This window comes from Pseudomonas syringae CC1557, assembly GCF_000452705.1.
GTDB lineage: Bacteria > Pseudomonadota > Gammaproteobacteria > Pseudomonadales > Pseudomonadaceae > Aquipseudomonas > Aquipseudomonas syringae_F.
Window position 1 is genome coordinate 4,857,594 of record NZ_CP007014.1, and the last position, 17,594, is coordinate 4,875,187.

Annotated in this window: 9 protein-coding genes, 4 tRNA genes and 1 pseudogene (1 of these 14 only partly in view); 6 read left to right on the forward strand and 8 right to left on the reverse strand. The window is 55.9% G+C overall.

Features of this window, described 5'->3' with window-relative positions:
• From N018_RS28185 to N018_RS21450, 4 genes are all read left to right on the forward strand, one after another.
• Positions 1-8,398, forward strand: the 3' portion of a protein-coding gene (locus tag N018_RS28185) for a non-ribosomal peptide synthetase (protein WP_051476184.1). Its footprint begins 1,826 nt before the window's first position; 8,398 of the gene's 10,224 nt are visible here — the last part of the coding sequence; its start codon lies off the left edge, out of view; the stop codon is at positions 8,396-8,398.
• 362 nt (positions 8,399-8,760) lie between these two features.
• A complete protein-coding gene (locus N018_RS21440; RefSeq protein ID WP_024644971.1) occupies positions 8,761-8,946 on the forward strand; it encodes a Com family DNA-binding transcriptional regulator in 186 nt (61 codons plus the stop codon).
• An 11-nt stretch (positions 8,947-8,957) separates the two neighbouring features.
• Positions 8,958-10,253: a glycoside hydrolase family 68 protein gene (locus tag N018_RS21445; protein WP_025390712.1), complete on the forward strand. Its 1,296-nt coding sequence runs from the start codon at positions 8,958-8,960 to the stop codon at positions 10,251-10,253.
• A 185-nt stretch (positions 10,254-10,438) separates the two neighbouring features.
• A complete protein-coding gene (locus N018_RS21450) occupies positions 10,439-11,620 on the forward strand; it encodes a glycoside hydrolase family 10 protein (RefSeq protein ID WP_024644969.1) in 1,182 nt (393 codons plus the stop codon).
• Between the two features lie 175 nt (positions 11,621-11,795).
• On the opposite strand, the gene N018_RS21455 is transcribed toward N018_RS21450, so the two are convergent.
• Positions 11,796-12,074 (reverse strand): hypothetical protein, encoded by a 279-nt coding sequence (locus N018_RS21455; RefSeq protein ID WP_024644968.1) that lies wholly within the window; start codon positions 12,072-12,074, stop codon positions 11,796-11,798.
• 138 nt (positions 12,075-12,212) lie between these two features.
• On the opposite strand from N018_RS21455, the gene N018_RS21460 reads away from it, so the two are divergent.
• Positions 12,213-12,839, forward strand: a complete 627-nt coding sequence (locus N018_RS21460; RefSeq protein WP_024644967.1) for a LysE family translocator — start codon at positions 12,213-12,215, stop codon at positions 12,837-12,839.
• Between the two features lie 356 nt (positions 12,840-13,195).
• Here the strand turns inward: N018_RS21460 and N018_RS21465 are convergent, their stop codons facing one another.
• The 3 genes from N018_RS21465 to N018_RS21480 form a co-directional block, all read right to left on the reverse strand.
• A complete protein-coding gene (locus N018_RS21465) occupies positions 13,196-13,645 on the reverse strand; it encodes a hypothetical protein (protein WP_200866306.1) in 450 nt (149 codons plus the stop codon).
• 392 nt (positions 13,646-14,037) lie between these two features.
• The gene (locus N018_RS21470; RefSeq protein ID WP_024644965.1) at positions 14,038-14,859 is read right to left on the reverse strand and encodes a helix-turn-helix transcriptional regulator; all 822 of its coding nucleotides are present in this window, start codon (positions 14,857-14,859) and stop codon (positions 14,038-14,040) included.
• A 535-nt stretch (positions 14,860-15,394) separates the two neighbouring features.
• Positions 15,395-16,321, reverse strand: a complete 927-nt coding sequence (locus tag N018_RS21480) for a LysR family transcriptional regulator (protein WP_024644963.1) — start codon at positions 16,319-16,321, stop codon at positions 15,395-15,397.
• A gap of 116 nt (positions 16,322-16,437) precedes the next feature.
• On the opposite strand from N018_RS21480, the pseudogene N018_RS26870 reads away from it, so the two are divergent.
• Positions 16,438-16,611, forward strand: a pseudogene (locus N018_RS26870) (toprim domain-containing protein); the annotation flags it as partial.
• Positions 16,612-16,882: 271 nt separating this feature from the next.
• Here the strand turns inward: N018_RS26870 and N018_RS21485 are convergent.
• From N018_RS21485 to N018_RS21500, 4 genes are all read right to left on the reverse strand, one after another.
• Positions 16,883-16,959, reverse strand: a tRNA-Pro gene (locus N018_RS21485).
• 97 nt (positions 16,960-17,056) lie between these two features.
• Positions 17,057-17,132 (reverse strand) — tRNA-Lys (locus N018_RS21490).
• 5 nt (positions 17,133-17,137) lie between these two features.
• Positions 17,138-17,214, reverse strand: a tRNA-Pro gene (locus N018_RS21495).
• Between the two features lie 29 nt (positions 17,215-17,243).
• Positions 17,244-17,319: transfer RNA gene (locus tag N018_RS21500), tRNA-Asn, on the reverse strand.
• Positions 17,320-17,594 lie beyond the last annotated feature (275 nt).

Consider the following 17,594-nt stretch of genomic DNA (forward strand, 5'->3'; position numbering starts at 1 on the left):
GTGCTTCGCGCCACTGACCTCCGGTGGCAGCGTCGATGTGGTCACTAATGTGCTGGCACTGCAGCAGGGTGACCACGATGTTACCTTGATCAATACCGTACCTTCAGCGCTCAAGGCGCTGCTGGAATCGGGGGGGTTGAGTGAAAGCGTGCACACCGTCAACGTCGCCGGTGAAGCGCTGAAGCGCAGCCTGGCGGAAAACCTGTTCGAGCAGACCAGCGTCAAACGTCTGTGCAACCTCTATGGTCCGTCGGAAACCACTACCTACTCAAGCTGGGTGGCCATGGACCGCGAACAGGGTTTTGCGGCGCACATTGGCAAGCCGGTCGGCAACACCCAGTTCTACCTGCTGGACGCACAGATGCAGCCAGTGCCATTGGGCGTGCCGGGAGAAATCCACATCGGCGGTGCCGGTGTCGCCCGCGGTTATCTGAACCGTGATGACCTGACCGCTGAACGGTTCCTGCGTGACCCGTTCAGCAAGGCCCCGAACGCCCGGATGTACAAAACCGGCGATCTGGGCCGCTGGCTGGCAGACGGCAATATCGAATATCTGGGCCGAAACGATGATCAGGTCAAGATCCGTGGTTTCCGTATCGAACTGGGTGAAATCGAAGCCTGTCTTGCAAAACATGAATCGGTAAAAGAAGCAGTAGTCATGGCCCGCGAAGACGTGCCTGGTGACAAGCGCCTGGCGGCCTACTTCACTGCTGATTCGCAAGTGAGCCTCGACGTACTGCGCGAGTACTTACTGGCGCAACTGCCGGACTACATGGTCCCGACCGCCTATGTGCAGTTGGAAAAACTGCCGCTGACTCCCAACGGCAAACTGGATCGCAATGCCCTGCCCGCTCCCGATATGTCGTCGGTGATCAGCCGCGAATACCAGGCGCCGCAAAGTGCCGCCGAACGGGCCATTGCCGAGATTTGGCAAGACCTGCTGGATATCGATCAGGTCGGTCGGCATGACCACTTCTTCGAGCTCGGCGGCCACTCGCTGCTCGCCGTGAAGCTGATCGAGCGCATGCGCCAACAGAACATGAGTGCTGACGTGCGCGTACTTTTCAGCCAGCCAACCCTGGCCGCGCTGGCCGCTGCCGTGGACGGCGGCACGCAAGTCGTCGTACCGGCCAACCTGATTCCTGAGCACTGCAAACACATCACCCCGGATATGCTGCCATTGGTAGACCTGAATCAGGCGTCCATCGACCAGATCGTGGCCTGTGTGCCGGGTGGTGCAGCCAATGTGCAGGACATCTATGCCTTGGCGCCATTGCAGGAAGGTATTTTTTACCATCACTTGACGGCCACCGAGGGTGATCCGTACCTGCAACATGCACTGCTCGGTTTTGACAGCCTGGAACGCGTACATCAGTTTGCTGCGGCCCTGCAGACAGTGATTGCCCGCCACGACATCTTGCGCACCAGCGTACTGTGGGAAGACCTCGACGAACCAGTCCAGGTGGTGTGGCGCCATGCCGAGTTGAGCGTGGAAGAGATCCGCATCGACCCAGCAGCCCCAAATATCACCGCGCAGTTGCAGGAAGTCCTCGACCCGCATCACCACCACTTGGACATCCGCGAGGCGCCCATGATGCGCATTGCCTATGCCCATGATCCGGTCAACAACCGCTGGGCAGCGCTGCTGCGATTCCATCACCTGATCGACGATGTCACTTCACTGGCCGTTATTTCCAAAGAAGTCGAAGCCTGCATGCAGGGCCAGGAACACCTCCTGCCCGCCTCAGTGCCTTATCGCAACTATGTGGCTCAGGCCCGTCTCGGCGTCAGCCCCGAATCGCACGAAGCCTTCTTCCGCGATCTGCTCGGCGACATCGACGAGCCGACCCTGCCGTTCGACCTGCACGATGTGCAAGGCGACGGCAGCGAAATTGAAGAAGCGCATCACCGCATTGACAGGGCCTTGAGCCAGCGCCTGCGTACGCAGGCCCGACAATCCGGGGTGAGTGCGGCCAGCCTGGTGCATCTTGCCTGGGCCCAGGTCGTCGGACGCTTTTCCGGACGCGACGTCGTGGTTTTCGGCACCGTCCTGATGGGCCGCATGAGTGGCTCGGCGGGAACAGACCGCGCGTTGGGCATGTTCATCAACACCTTGCCGATGCGCATTGATCTGGGTCATCAGGGAGCTCAGGCCAGCGTCAAAGCCACTCATGCACAGCTGTCGGTACTGCTTGAGCATGAGCATGCCTCACTGGCACTGGCACAACGTTGCAGCGGTGTAACTGGCGATCTGCCGTTGTTCAGCGCCCTGTTCAACTACCGGCACAGCGGCGGCGAAGCCTCGAGTCCTGAGGCCAGTGCCGCGTGGGCGGGCATTCAAAGCCTGGGCGCTGAGGAACGCAGCAACTACCCGTTGGCGTTGAACGTGGACGATCTGGGTGAGGGCTTCATACTCAACGCCCAGACCGTTGTCGACATCGGCGCTCAACGTGTCTGCGACTACGTGCAAACGGCACTGGAAAGCCTGGTGGAAGCACTTGAGCATGCCCCTCAGACGCCCTTGTACAGCCTGTCGATCCTGCCGGAACAGGAACGCAATCGACTCATTGTCGAGTTCAACGCCACCACGCTGAATTATCCGCTGGAGCAGACCATTCATGGGCTGTTCGAAGCGCAGGTCGAGCGCTCGCCGCAAGCAGTCGCTGTGGTGCATGGGGATGTCCGCCTGAGTTATTGCGAGCTGAATAACAGGGCCAACCAACTGGCGCACCAGTTGATCGAACTGGGCATCGGCCCGGATGACCGGGTGGCAATCTGCGTCGAGCGTGGGCTGGGCATGATCGTCGGTCTGCTGGCGATCCTCAAGGCAGGCGCGGGTTATGTCCCGCTGGACCCCGCCTACCCCGCTGAACGCCTGGCCTATATGTTGCTGGACAGCGCGCCGGCCGCAGTGCTGGTGCAGGCCGCGACTGCGGATGTGCTGACGCTCGGTTCGCTGCCTGCCATCAATCTGGACGACGTCGCCTGGCAGGCGCAATCCGTCCAGAACCCGCACGTACAGGACCTGAGCGCTTCGCATCTGGCCTACGTAATCTACACCTCCGGCTCCACCGGTCTGCCCAAGGGCGTCCAGGTCGAACACCGAAACGTCGTGAATCTGGTGCAGTGGGGCTCGCTACTTTGCCCGGTCTCGCAGCACGGCGCGCTGTTGCACAAGACATCGATCAGTTTCGATGCCTCGGTGTGGGAAATCTTCTGGCCGCTTTGCAGTGGTCTGTCATTGGTACTCGCGCGTCCCGACGGGCAGCATGACCCAGCCTATCTGGCTCGGCTGATTCGTGAGCGGCAAGTCAGTGTGGTGCAGTTCGTACCGGTGCTGCTCCAGCAATTCCTCGATCTGCCGGACAGCAGCCAGTGCCTCAGTCTGACCGATATCGTGTGCGGCGGCGGTGAGCTGACGGCCGCGCTGGCCGAGCAGGTCCGCCAGCGCCTGCCCTGGGCACGCTTACACAACGTTTACGGACCGACGGAAACCACTGTGGATTGCAGCGCCTGGACACTAGAGCCGCACATGCCGGTGCCAGAAGCCACGCTGCCGATCGGTCGTCCGATCAGCAATACGCGCCTTTACGTGCTGGACACACATGACCAGCCCGTGCCTCAGGGCGTGATCGGTCAACTGCACATAGGCGGTGCCGGTGTCACCCGCGGCTATCTGAACCTGCCGCAGCAGCAGGCCGAAAGATTCATTGACAGCCCCTTCGTTGACGGTGATCGCCTGTATCGCAGCGGCGATCTGGTGCGCCAGCTGGCAGACGGCAACATCGAGTACCTGGGACGTGATGACGATCAGGTGAAGATCCGAGGTTTCCGCATCGAGCTGGGTGAGATCGAAGCCAAACTGGCCAGGCACGAGGCGGTAAAAGACGCCGTGGTCATGGCCCGTGAAGACGTGCCCGGCGACGAACGTCTGGTGGCCTATTACACATCACGGGGGGCGGACGAGACGCCGGACATCGGCCTATTGCGTAGCCATTTGCAAACCCAACTGCCGGATTACATGGTGCCCTCTGCCTATGTGCGCCTCGATTCTCTGCCGTTGACCGCCAACGGCAAACTGGACCGCAAGGCCCTCCCCGCTCCGGATCAGTCATCGGTGGTCAGCCATGAATACGAGGCCCCTATTGGTGATACCGAGATTGCCATCGCCGATCTCTGGCAAGACCTGCTGAGCATCGACCAGGTCAGTCGTCATGACCACTTCTTCGAGCTCGGCGGGCACTCGCTGCTGGCCGTGAAGCTTATCGAACGCATGCGCCAACAGAACATGAGCGCCGATGTGCGTGTGTTGTTCAGCCAGCCAACCCTGGCCGCGCTGGCCGCAGCCGTGGGCGGCGGCATGGAAATCGTGGTGCCGGCCAACCTGATTCCTGAGCACTGCGAACGGATTACCCCGGACATGCTGCCGTTGGTGGACCTGGCTCAGAACTCCATCGACCAGATCGTGACCCGTGTGCCGGGCGGCGTGGCCAACGTACAGGATATCTACCCGTTGGCACCGCTGCAGGAAGGTATTCTTTACCATCATCTGATGGCCCCCGAGGATGATCCGTACCGGCGAACGGTGCTGTTCAACTTTGACAGCCAGGAACGCGTGCAACAGTTTGCTGCGGCCTTACAGACGGTGATTGCCCGCCACGACATCTTGCGCACCAGCATAATTTGGGAGGACCTCGATGAACCGGTTCAGGTGGTCTGGCGCCATGCCGAGCTAAGCGTGGAAGAGATCCGCATCGACCCCGCGCAGTTGCAGGAAGCCCTCGACCCGCGTCACCACCACCTGGACATTCGTCAGGCGCCTATGATGCGTATCGCCTATGCCCGTGACTCAGTCAATGACCGCTGGGCAGCGTTGCTGGTGTTCCATCACCTGATCAACGACGCCACCTCGCTACCCGTGCTGGCCCATGAGATCGAAGCCTGCATGCAGGGTCAGGAACACCAATTGCCGGTCTCGGTGCCTTACCGCAACTACGTGGCTCAGGCCCGTCTGGGCAAGAGTATCGAAGCCCACGAAGCCTTCTTCCGCGACCTGCTCGGCGACATCGACGAGCCCACCCTGCCGTTTGACCTGCACGATGTGCAAGGCGATGGCAGCGAACTCGAAGAAGTGCGCCAGCAGCTCCAGGCTGAACTGGCCGGCCGCTTGCGCCAGCAGGCACAGAGCCTCGGCGTCAGTGTCGCCAGCTTGTATCACTTGGCCTGGGCTCAGGTACTGAGCAAAGTCACCGGCAAAGATGAGGTGGTCTTCGGCACCGTATTGATGGGCCGGATGCAAGGTGGCGACGGCGCCGACCGCTCGTTGGGGATGTTCATCAACACCCTGCCGTTGCGGGTCGAGCTGGGCAGTCAGGGGGTGCGCAACGGCGTGAAGCAGACCCACGCCCGCCTGACCGCGTTGCTCGGCCATGAACATGCGTCTCTGGTACTGGCTCAGCGCTGCAGTGGGGTGCAAGCACCGACTCCGCTGTTCAGCGCCTTGCTCAATTACCGGCACACCGACGCACCGAGTAGTACCGCCGAGGGTCTGGGAACCTGGATCGATATCGAGCGGTTAAAAGGCACGGACCGCACCAACTACCCGTTGGCCTTGGACGTGGATGATGAGGGCCAGGGTTTTGCCTTGACCCTCACCTGCCCGGTCGACATCGGGGCTGAACGGATCGCTGGTTACGTACAAAAGGCACTGGAAAGCCTGGTGCAAGCACTCGAGCATGCACCGTCATCCGCGCTCAACACCTTGCCAATCCTGCCGCAGGAGGAGCTACAAAAACTGCTGGTGGACTTCAACGCCACCGCCGTGCCCTATCCGCAAGACAGCACCATTCATCAGTTGTTCGAAGAGCAAGCGCGGGTACAACCGGACGCCATCGCGGTGGTCTTCGAAGCCCAGCGCCTGAGCTATGCCAAGCTGAACCGTGAGGCCAACCGCCTGGCGCATCACCTGATCGGCCTGGGCATTGTCCCGGATGATCGGGTGGCGATCTGTGTCGAGCGTGGGCCGGCCATGATCGTCGGCCTGCTGGCGATCCTCAAGGCCGGAGCCGGTATGCTGCCGCTCGACTCGTTGCCTGTTATCAATCTGGACGACGCCGCTGTGCAGACGCAATACGTCCAGAATCCGCACGTGCCGGGCCTGAGCGCTTCGCATCTGGCCTACGTAATCTACACCTCTGGTTCCAATCTGGACGACGCCGCTGTGCAGACGCAATACGTCCAGAATCCGCACGTGCCGGGCCTGAGCGCTTCGCATCTGGCCTACGTAATCTACACCTCCGGCTCCACCGGTCTGCCCAAGGGCGTCCAGGTCGAACATCGAAACGTCGTGAATCTGGTGCAGTGGGGCTCGCTACTTTGTCCGACAGCGCAACACGGCGCGCTGTTGCACAAGACATCGATCAGTTTCGATGCCTCGGTGTGGGAAATCTTCTGGCCGCTTTGCAGTGGTCTGTCATTGGTACTCGCGCGTCCCGACGGGCAGCATGATCCAGCCTATCTGGCTCGGCTGATTCGTGAGCGGCAAGTCAGTGTGGTGCAGTTCGTACCGGTGCTGCTCCAGCAATTCCTCGATCTGCCGGACAGCAGCCAGTGCCTCAGTCTGACCGATATCGTGTGCGGCGGCGGTGAGCTGACGGTCGCGCTGGCCAGGCAGGTCCGCCAGCGCCTGCCATGGGCACGTTTACACAACGTTTACGGACCGACGGAAACCACTGTGGATTGCAGTTCCTGGACACTGGAGCCGCACATGCCGGTGCCAGAAGCCACGCTGCCGATCGGTCGTCCGATCAGCAATACGCGCCTTTACGTGCTGGACACACATGACCAGCCCGTGCCTCAGGGCGTGATCGGTCAACTGCACATAGGCGGTGCCGGTGTCACCCGCGGCTATCTGAACCTGCCGCAGCAGCAGGCCGAAAGATTCATTGACAGCCCCTTCGTTGACGGTGATCGCCTGTATCGCAGCGGCGATCTGGTGCGCCAGCAGGCGGACGGTAACCTCGAGTACCTGGGCCGCAATGACGATCAGGTCAAGATCCGTGGTTTCCGTATCGAGCTGGGTGAAATCGAAGCCCGCCTGAGCCGGCATCCGACAGTGAAGCAGGCCGTGGTCATGGCCCGTGAAGACGTGCCCGGCGACAAGCGCCTGGTGGCCTATTTCACCGCTGAGGCTGAAGTGAGCCTCGACGTACTGCGCGAGCATTTGCTGGCGCAGATGCCGGACTACATGGTGCCCGCCGCCTACATCCGTATCGAGTTTCTACCGCTGACTCCCAACGGAAAACTGGACCGCAAGGCCCTGCCCGCACCGGATCAGTCCTCGGTGATCAGCCGCGAATACCATGTGCCGCAAGGTGCCACCGAACAGGCTATTGCCGAGATCTGGCAAGACCTGCTGGGCATTGATCAAGTCGGTCGTCATGACCACTTCTTCGAACTCGGCGGCCACTCGCTCTTGGCAGTGCAGATGATCTCGAGGCTGCAAACGGAACTGGGCAAGACCATTGGTCTACGAGGCTTGTTCGTGGAACCTACGGTTACTGGCTTCGCGCAAACACTGACGCCACAATCACGGACGGCTCCTCGAAGTAACCTCGTGCCCGTCCGCCGCGACGGTAACCAGCGCCCTTTGTTTCTGGTGCACCCGGCGGGTGGAGAGGTGCAATATGCTCGGGATCTGGCACCCTGGCTGGACGCCGACATACCGGTCTACGGCATTGCAGCCAATGGTTTTTTCGCTGGAGAAAAGACGCTGAGCACGATACCGGATATCGCTGCCCACTACCTGACGGCTATTCGCGAAGTGCAACCACATGGACCTTATCGCATCGCCGGTTGGTCGGCAGGGGGGACGATTGCCCACGAAATGGCCCATCAGGCAATCGCCAGGGGTGAAACGATAGAGTTCCTGGGTATTATCGATTCCAACATACAAGAGACAGCGCCCAATCATCCAATTAGCGAAGCACAGTTCCTGTTGGAGCAGGTAAAAGAACGCATGGAACCAGCGCTGGAGAAATCACTTCAAGCGTTGGCCGCCATCGACGAAATCCAACCTATGCTTGTATTGATACTTAGCAATAACTTGCTACCAGAGCTATGGAAGGATATCGATACCGCACTGCTGCGAACTCACCTGGCAGTGGCCTACTCGATTTGCCAGGCTATGGAAACCCATGTCAGCCCCCGCACGGCAGTCAAGGTCTCGCTATTTATCGCCGAGGACGAATCGTACGCTGACACCACTCTGGGCTGGGGCGCCTTTCACGATGATCACTTGCAAGTAACCCTAGTGCCCGGAGAGCATCACACCATGATGAGAGAACCTCACGTCAGCGCGCTGGGCGAGGCGATTTCCTTGGCCTTGAAGCGTAAATAAGATAGAGCATTGGCGCTTGTCCGGTAGACGAAAAAACGCCGGTATCGTGAATTGATGGGCAGCTTGCTTTTCTGGAGCGCCGCGCCATCAATGAAAGCGCTGTCTTGCACCGTTTATCCGGGTCCATTGCGCAGCTGTGGTCGAACTCTTGTTGAACTCCGGCCAAACTCGACCTTCCCCGAAAGTGCTTCTTTCCAGACTTTCCGGATGCGGGTAAAAAGACACCACGATATGCGATTTGCGCCTCAGGGCAGCCATCGGATACGGGCTTTTTAACAGCGCCAACCGATACATTGCGATCCACCCCAAACCCCGCCTCGGCGGGGTTTTTCATTGGGCGAAATACAAGGAGACCCGTGCAAATGTTGAAAGACTACCGATGCGGACAGTGCAAGAAGCTGCTGGCCCGCGTAGGTGACTACACCGAACTCCAGATCAAGTGCTCCCGCTGCGGGACGCTGAATCATGTGAAGGCCGTGAGCCATGAGTTATCGCCTTTGAGCGAAAAAGGTACAGCAGCGTCGCTGCTGCCTCCCAACGCTAATTAAAGGTATCAACTATGTCCAATAGCAGCTCTGCTGTAAGCCAGCTCAAAAATATTCCTCTAGCAGGTAACATCAATTACGCACCCACTGTCTGGTCCCGTGCCGATGCGCTGAAGGTCAATGAAAATGACCCGACCACCACGCAGCCACTGGTCAGTCCGGACTTTCCGGTCATGAGTGATACGGTATTCATCTGGGACACCATGCCGCTGCGCGAGCTGGATGGCACGGTGGTGTCGGTCAACGGCTGGTCGGTCATCCTTACCCTAACAGCTGACCGTCACCCCAATGATCCGCAATATCTCGACGCCAATGGCCGTTATGACATCAAGCGTGACTGGGAAGATCGTCATGGCCGCGCACGCATGTGCTACTGGTACTCGCGTACCGGCAAGGACTGGATTTTTGGTGGTCGTGTAATGGCCGAGGGGGTATCACCTACCACCCGAGAGTGGGCCGGCACTCCCATACTGTTGAATGACAAAGGCGATATTGATCTTTATTACACCTGCGTCACGCCCGGCGCAGCGATCGCCAAAGTACGTGGCAGTATTGTGACGTCCGATCAGGGCGTGGAGTTGAAAGACTTTACCCAGGTCAAAAAACTGTTCGAGGCCGACGGCACCTATTATCAAACCGAAGCGCAGAACTCGACCTGGAACTTCCGCGACCCCAGCCCGTTCATTGACCCCAATGACGGCAAGTTGTACATGGTGTTTGAAGGCAACGTCGCCGGTGAACGCGGTTCGCACACAGTAGGGAGTGTCGAACTTGGTCCTGTGCCACCAGGTCATGAAGACGTGGGAGGGGCCAGATTCCAGGTAGGTTGCATCGGTCTGGCGGTCGCAAAAGATCTCAGTGGTGAAGAGTGGGACATACTGCCTCCCTTGGTGACTGCCGTCGGCGTGAACGATCAGACCGAGCGCCCGCACTATGTCTTTCAAGACGGCAAGTATTACTTGTTCACCATCAGTCACAAGTTTACGTATGCCGATGGTATTACAGGGCCAGACGGTGTCTACGGTTTTGTCGGAGAACATTTGTTCGGTCCGTACCGGCCAATGAACGCTTCAGGCCTGGTGCTCGGCAATCCGCCCGAGCAGCCTTTCCAGACGTATTCCCACTGCGTCATGCCGAACGGTCTGGTGACTTCATTCATCGACAGCGTGCCCACCGAAGGTGAGGATTATCGTATCGGCGGCACCGAAGCGCCGACGGTGAGAATCCTCTTGAAAGGAGATCGCTCGTTCGTGCAGGAAGAATATGACTACGGTTACATTCCTGCGATGAAAGACGTGCAACTGAGCTGACACGCCATCCGCGTACGATGCCTGAAGAACGCCTGTGCAAGCAGACGCTCTTCAGGCGTTCCTCTCGGCAGCTTGCTCATCGCGAGGAGCTGCTCGACCATGGTTACATACTCGCGCGTTGGAAGGTGCCGTAACCGTTAATGAATAGGCGTTTCAAAATGCCCATACATAAAGGAGAAGCCGCAATGGCGATCGCGAACAAAAATCTCAAGGCGACATGGGTCGCAACCGTTACGAATCTTGACTGGCCGTCAGTCTCCTCTCTGGCCATCACTGATGAGGCTGCACGTGTCAGTGCACAGAAAGAAGAGCTGACCGGCATTCTTGATGATATTGCGGCAATGAAAATGAATGCAGTTATATTCCAGGTTGTTCCCTGCGCAGATGCATTCTACGCATCAGACCTGCTTCCATGGTCGAAATACCTGACGGGGACACTCGGGAAAAATCCTGGTTTCGACCCGCTGGCTTATGCTGTTGAGCAGGCGCACGCTCGTAATATTGAGCTGCACGCCTGGGTGAACCCCTACCGCATATCAATGAGCACCAGCGATGCCACAATAGATGAGCTTAATAACTCATCCTCTGACTCGCCGGCCTCTGTGTTTAAACTGCATCCTGAGTGGGCGGAAACTTCAGCGAACCGCTTTGTTCTCAACCCCGGCATACCTGAAGTTCAGGCGTGGGTGAGCAGTATTGTTGAAGAAATCGTCACTAAATACGATGTCGATGCCATTCAGTTCGATGATTATTTTTATTATGAATCCACCGATTCCCCTCTGAATGATGATGCCACCTACCAGAAATATAATTCGACCTTTACCACAAAGGCCGATTGGCGACGGAATAACACTTATTCGCTGGTTGATGCGTGCCATAAAAAAATAGCCGCAGTCAACACGGCTGTCTTGTTTGGCGTCAGCCCGGCAGGCGTCTGGCGGAATAAATCTGAAGACCCGCTGGGGTCTGATACACAGGCAGGTGCGTCCAATTACGATTTCGCGTATGCAGACACCCGGAAATGGGTAATTGACGGCATCATTGATTATATCGCCCCACAGGTCTACTGGCCGTTTGCCCGGGAGGTTGCCCGCTATGACGTCATCACACAGTGGTGGGCGGATACCGTCAGAGGGACGGGCACAGCGTTATATGTGGGTATGGCTCTGTATAAAGTGGGAACGGCATCAGAAGCCGAGCCCGACTGGACTGTCGAGGGGGGCGTGCCTGAATTTACTCGTCAGCTTGACCTGAATGATTCTCTGGCTGAGGTGTCAGGTTGTATGTTTTTTCGACATATGTTTCTGCGCGCTTCACAGACACAGCAGGTGGTTGATTACCTGAAGCTTCGGTGGGCCGACGTCTAATATTTTTATCGTTGGGCTTGTGCGCAATGGGCAAGCCCTTGTAATGAGCCGTCTTTTTTAAAATGGATTTCTCCCGATCAAGACATGCAATTCGGGCTTCCAACCCTTGAGTTTTCTGCTGCTCGTGCGTACGCGCTTTGCTCTGTCGTGAGAAATTAAAATGACGGACTGCATATTAAGAAATGTCCCTGTATTCCATTGCAGACATTTTCCATGCGATATAGCTTAATTCAGGATTTAGTTCGAATTCGCCTGACTTAATATAGTCGATGAGTTGATGCAGACGTGAAAATTTTTTAACTTCCCCCTTCTGCGCACTATTATATAATCGGCCATCACAGTGAACATCACCCCAAAAGTACCAAAAAAACTGATACGCTTTTTTTTCAAAAACATCCACTGCTACGTGGCCTGTAGTTTCTACTACTTCGGCGGGCTTTATAAGTTCATCCAAAGAAACACTCCTGGCACACAGCGGGCGTGAGATTGTGCAACCGGCAATGGCCAGGCCGCTATCAATTTAGTAACACCCTTCAACCATGTAATCGCTACCGCCAAAAATACGTGAGCATGAGAACAGGAGTCTATTGAGATGCAAGTGGAGAATCTGATTGGGGTGGCGATCATCGCGCTGGGCATGGTCATGACGCCGGGCCCGATCATGGTCTACTTAACGTCCAGAGCAATTTCGCAAGGACGCATGGCCGGTATGATCTCGCTGGCAGGGGTCGCCTTGGGATTCGCCTGTTACCTGATTGCTTCAGGTCTAGGTCTGGCGGCGCTGTTCAAGGCCTTCCCGATGGCTTATGACGTGGTCCGATTTGGAGGGGCTTTCTACCTCGGCTATCTAGCCTGGAATATGTTTAGCGGTGCCTCAGTGTTCGAACCGCGCGAACTTCCACCGCACTCCCCTCGTAAGCTTTTCACCATGGGGCTGGTGACGAACTTACTGAACCCCAAGATAGCACTGATGTATACCGCACTGATTCCCCAGTTCATTGATCCCTCGGCAGGCTCAACACTGCAGCAGTACATACAGTTGGGGCTGGTGCAGATATCCATTGCACTTACATTGAACGGTCTGATCGTCCTGGCTGCCGCGCGAGTCAGTCGCTTCCTTGCCGCTCGGCCGACGGCCATGCGCGCGCACCGCTGGGCGTCGGGTACGTTACTGGGAGTGTTCGCGGTAGATATACTTATGCGCAATCCGCTAGCATAAACCCGTTTCCAGCGAGCCGTGGTAAAGCCTGAGCTCACGTTTCTTCAGAAAATCCTGCCACCCCCCTGATCAAGCCGCTCTGGCCTGTTACGCTTCGCTCCGGCCCGCCTCAAATAGGTATCGATGGAGCTGCTCTTGACATCAGGTTCTGTACGAAAAGTCGGCGAGCGCTCGAACCTTGGACTTTATCAATATACCAAGGCATATTTCCTCTTCTCGTATTGACAACCGAAACTTCGACTGACTCGTCATGCTCAAGTTGCCGTTTCTGAGGAATTCGCGACGGATATTAGAGTGCATTCCCGGGCGGGTGGAGATATAAGTATCTCCACGGCTAAATGTTCCCTGAGGCTTATTTATTTTTTCCAGTTGATGCTCACCGGATTGGTTACCGTGTTTTTTTCTTGAGTGTAAGTGCCGTTTTGCTGGGCAAGGCCCTCGCCGGTATCAACAACAGCGTTCTGGATGAACATATTTTGCTTGTCTCCACGGACGAAAGTTAACTGATGAAAGGCCGTTTTATTTCCCCAGTCGCTGGAAGGCAGAGAAATGAAACGTACGGTGAACGTTTCCTCATCTACATTGCCCTGTATGGAGTAAACGCCATAGTGGTTTTCACCCTGCGAAATGAGTTTGTATGTGCCGTTGTCGTAATAATAAATTTCGGCATCGGGGAAAGGTTTTTTGTCGTACATTTTACGGTAATGCAGCACTTGCTTAATGGTGGGCTGACCGAAGCTAACGGTCAGTTCCTTACCATCCACCGAGGTGGTCAGTCCTTCGGCGTAGGCACCGTTCATGAGCATTAGCAGACTTAGGGTTACCGTTGTTATTAATTTCAATTCACTTTTCCTCGCCTGGTTTTATGGATGACGTTGCGTCAACGTGCTGAGACTACTATCTACATTGGCAATGTTACAATTTTCATGCCTGCGCTGCATACAGTTTATGAACTAGTCAGCCTGCGGCACTGGTCAACCTCGTTGGCCCACACCTCCCCAGCGGTGACGGTCGTAACGGCCTCAACAATCGCCCCCCCCTTCAGCAAGTACACTCCAGCGCACTTCGTATATTCAGCACATTTAGAGGCTTTTCAGTGATACCTATGGCCAGCTTGCGCTGAGCATCTGCCAAGATTGACTTCGACCTCAAGCAGCGAGAAACGCTACGTGACAACTCGACGTGGCAGAGCGTGAGCTCAAGTTTCTTCAGGAAGTCCGGCCATCCACCTGATCAAGCCATTCCGGCCTGTTGCGCCAAGCTTCGCTCCAGCGCGCTTCAAATAGGTCTCGATGGAGCTGCTCTTGACATTAAGTTTGTCGGCGAGCGCTCGAATCGAAGACCCCATCAGTAGACCAAGGCATATTTCTTTTTCACGCATTGACAACCGTAACTTTGATTGACTCAACTTCTCGTTGAAATCATGCTCAAGTTGCAGGGCGCTCTGCCTAAAGGCTTCGTTTTCGGCATTTGTCATGCAAGAAATGAGCATTGCACCAGCGTGCTGCTCCAGCATGGGGAGCAACGCCTCTGAAAAATTCTTCAAAAATGATAATTCGGAAAGTGAGAAATCACGCTGGTGATGCTCGCGGTACAGAGAAATAACCCAAAGCTTTTTCGACTTGTGCGCTACCAGATTGCAGTTATAAAAACCCGGCGCACCCGAGCTGGCTTTTCCAGCGCTATACGTTGGTTTCAAGTGAACCAGCAAAGTTTGTTCACCTTCGATTATTCGATTGAGCAGAATCTCATGCTGCGAATAAGTCGGGCTCATCAACTTATGTTCGGCACTCTCTTGCCCCAAGGGCTGGATACTGACAATACGTCGTTCATTCTCGTTGAGACTCCATTCACTCAAATCGAGGAAATCTATAGCAACGGTGGCCGCAATAACCTTGTGCATATTAGAAGCGAATCCTGCATCGCCCACGCTTTCAATTAAATTGCCGAGTTCCATAAAATAGCTCGACTGATTTCCCGTCATTTCAGAATTCTTTTCCATTAGAAGATATTCGCCCATCGGAGTCTGCCTCCAGCGAAGCCAAAAGCAACCTTTCATAGAAGGCCGCCGCGTGGCTTAAATGCCTAGTAGTGCACGCACCTCAGGTTGTAGGATGATTTAGCCGACGTATTTAATCCTCGGCAGGAAATGATCGCCATTACCCGCGCCGGGGTTTGTGACATCGCCAAAAAGCAGTCGGTTCGTCCGAACAGTAAGTACGAGCATGGTTACCACGTTGCGTTGTCGGTGTGCATATCCGGCTGGGGTAAGGTCCGGCTATGCGGCTATACAAATAGCCTCATCGACGTCGCCAGTATCGACTGTGCCCTCTACAGGAGCGAGCACTGCACCCTTGTCGTCAGTAATGGGCGCTGCTCCGGGCTTGAGCAAGGGTGGGGTCGATGAGCTGGTTGGCCTGTGCAAGAGTTAATAGCGTCATGACATGCAGTCCTGATAAATGGATACAAGGCCAGCCTAGAGATTAGTAAGTTAGCGCGCCATAGCGTCGGGCGTATTCACACTATCCATGGCATGGATAGTGTGAACAGTGCCATCAGCGAGCAGGACGATTTAGCGAGGAGAACTGGGCGTGAACCAAACCACGTAACCAGATATGCGCTGCGTCTTTGTGCACTCGCTCGTGCCAGTATTGTCGGACGGGTATACAGGGAGGGCTCATCGGTAACGTTACGAGACGCACGTTGGCATAGCGGGCAAACACGTGGGCAATGTCGCTGGGTACTGTTGCAAGCAGGTCAGAGTTTTCAAGGACGGGTAATAGGCTCATGAAATGTGCCAGCTCGAGCCGCACGCTTATCCGTAGACAGTTTTCAACCATGAACTGTTCTATGAAATGATGGCGTCCATCCACCCTCACGACAACGTGATCAGCATCAAGGTACGCTTCCAGTGATAGATGTGTACCGCCCGCCAGCAGCGGATGCTCGGCACGCATGACACAGATATGCGCGCTGTCGAATAGCTTCTGTTGAAAGTACTGTGCTCGCTCAAGGTCTGGAAAATATCCGATAGCCAGTTCTGCATCCCCCGAATCCAATATCTCCAAAGTGGCAGCGCGAGCACACGACATTACCCGTAGCGTCGCGGAGGGAGCCACAAGCGTCAGAGCCCTCAGCAGCGAAGGGACAATAACTACCTCACCTATGTCGGGTACCAGAATACTGAAAGCTCGCGTGCATTGGGCGGGGTCGAATAACGCAGGCTGCAACAACTCCTCACGTACGGTCTGCAATACTTTTTCAATGGCTGGTGCTAGCGCAATCGCACGTGGGCTAGGTTTCATTTCAGAGCCGCTACGCACAAACAAGGGATCGTCGAATTGCACACGCAATCTGGCCAGTGCCGCGCTCATGGCTGGCTGGCTGAGGCCAATGCGATCGGCCGCCCGACTGACGCTACGGCACTCGAGCAGGGCTCCAAAAACGGTGATCAAGTTCATGTCCAGCGAACGTAAATCCATGAGCTTTCTCGCGAAGAATTATCAATCCAATGGTTACCGCAGCGGTAAGCATACCTATGCGCATCATGCAGTTTATTAATGTTTCGCGTTCCGGACCACGTGCCAGGAAAAACCACATGGACACACTCCCAATCCTGCCTAAGCGATGGAGAGTGCTCTTCAAACCGAAAACAGCCAGTCAGTTAAAGATCGTCAAGCAACTACTCCAGCAGGCCACTGAACTCGTTATTGCGACGGACGCTGACCGCGAGAGGGAGATGATCGCCCGCGAGCTGATCGAGTATTGTGGGTAATGACTGCGAAATATGGACCGATACACGCGCCGCACAGCATTTTTTGCCAAAAAAAACGCCCCGTACACAAGCATTCGCTCGGTACGAGGCGCTCCAGTTTTACATCACGGTTTGCTGTTGCCGTATTTCGCGTCAGGCGGCAGCTTAAAGCGGTCCCACCTGAAAATGCATCCAACAAAAAAGGCGTCCCGAAGGACGCCTTTTCTGTTGGACTCAAAACGACTGTTCTTGAGTCCTGATCTTCAACCCTGATACAGCTGGGCGAAAATGGTCGGGGTAAGGGGATTCGAACTCCTGACATCCTGCTCCCAAAGCAGGCGCGCTACCGGACTGCGCTATACCCCGATGATGCTAAAAAACACCTCCGAGGAGGCGTTTTCTATTTGGGTGACGCTTGTGGCGTCACTCCCTAAGATCCAGCCAGATACAAACCAGCTAAAAATGGTGGGTCGTGTGGGATTCGAACCTACGACCAATTGGTTAAAAGCCAACTGCTCTACCAACTGAGCTAACGACCCAAATATGGTCGGGGTAAGGGGATTCGAACTCCTGACATCCTGCTCCCAAAGCAGGCGCGCTACCGGACTGCGCTATACCCCGACTGAAACCGCATTGAATCTTGCGAAATCTGGCTCCACGACCTGGACTCGAACCAGGGACCCAGTGATTAACAGTCACTTGCTCTACCAACTGAGCTATCGCGGAACTATCAATTTCAGATTCAACTTTACAACCTGTTGCCTTGAAACCAGCGTGCTGTTAACTCGTTGATTTCAATCTCATCGACCTTTGCGCTTCGTTTGTATCGTTGCGTTCACGTCTCTGAGGCGCGCTATTCTACAATTTTAAAAACACCTGTCAACCCTATAAATTGCTTTTTAAGACAATGATTTGCGATTTTTTTTCAGATAGCCTCTCGGGCCCGATTCTACTGCTGACCGCGCCTCAAAAAAAGGCCCTCTGTCCGAGGGCCCTTCTAT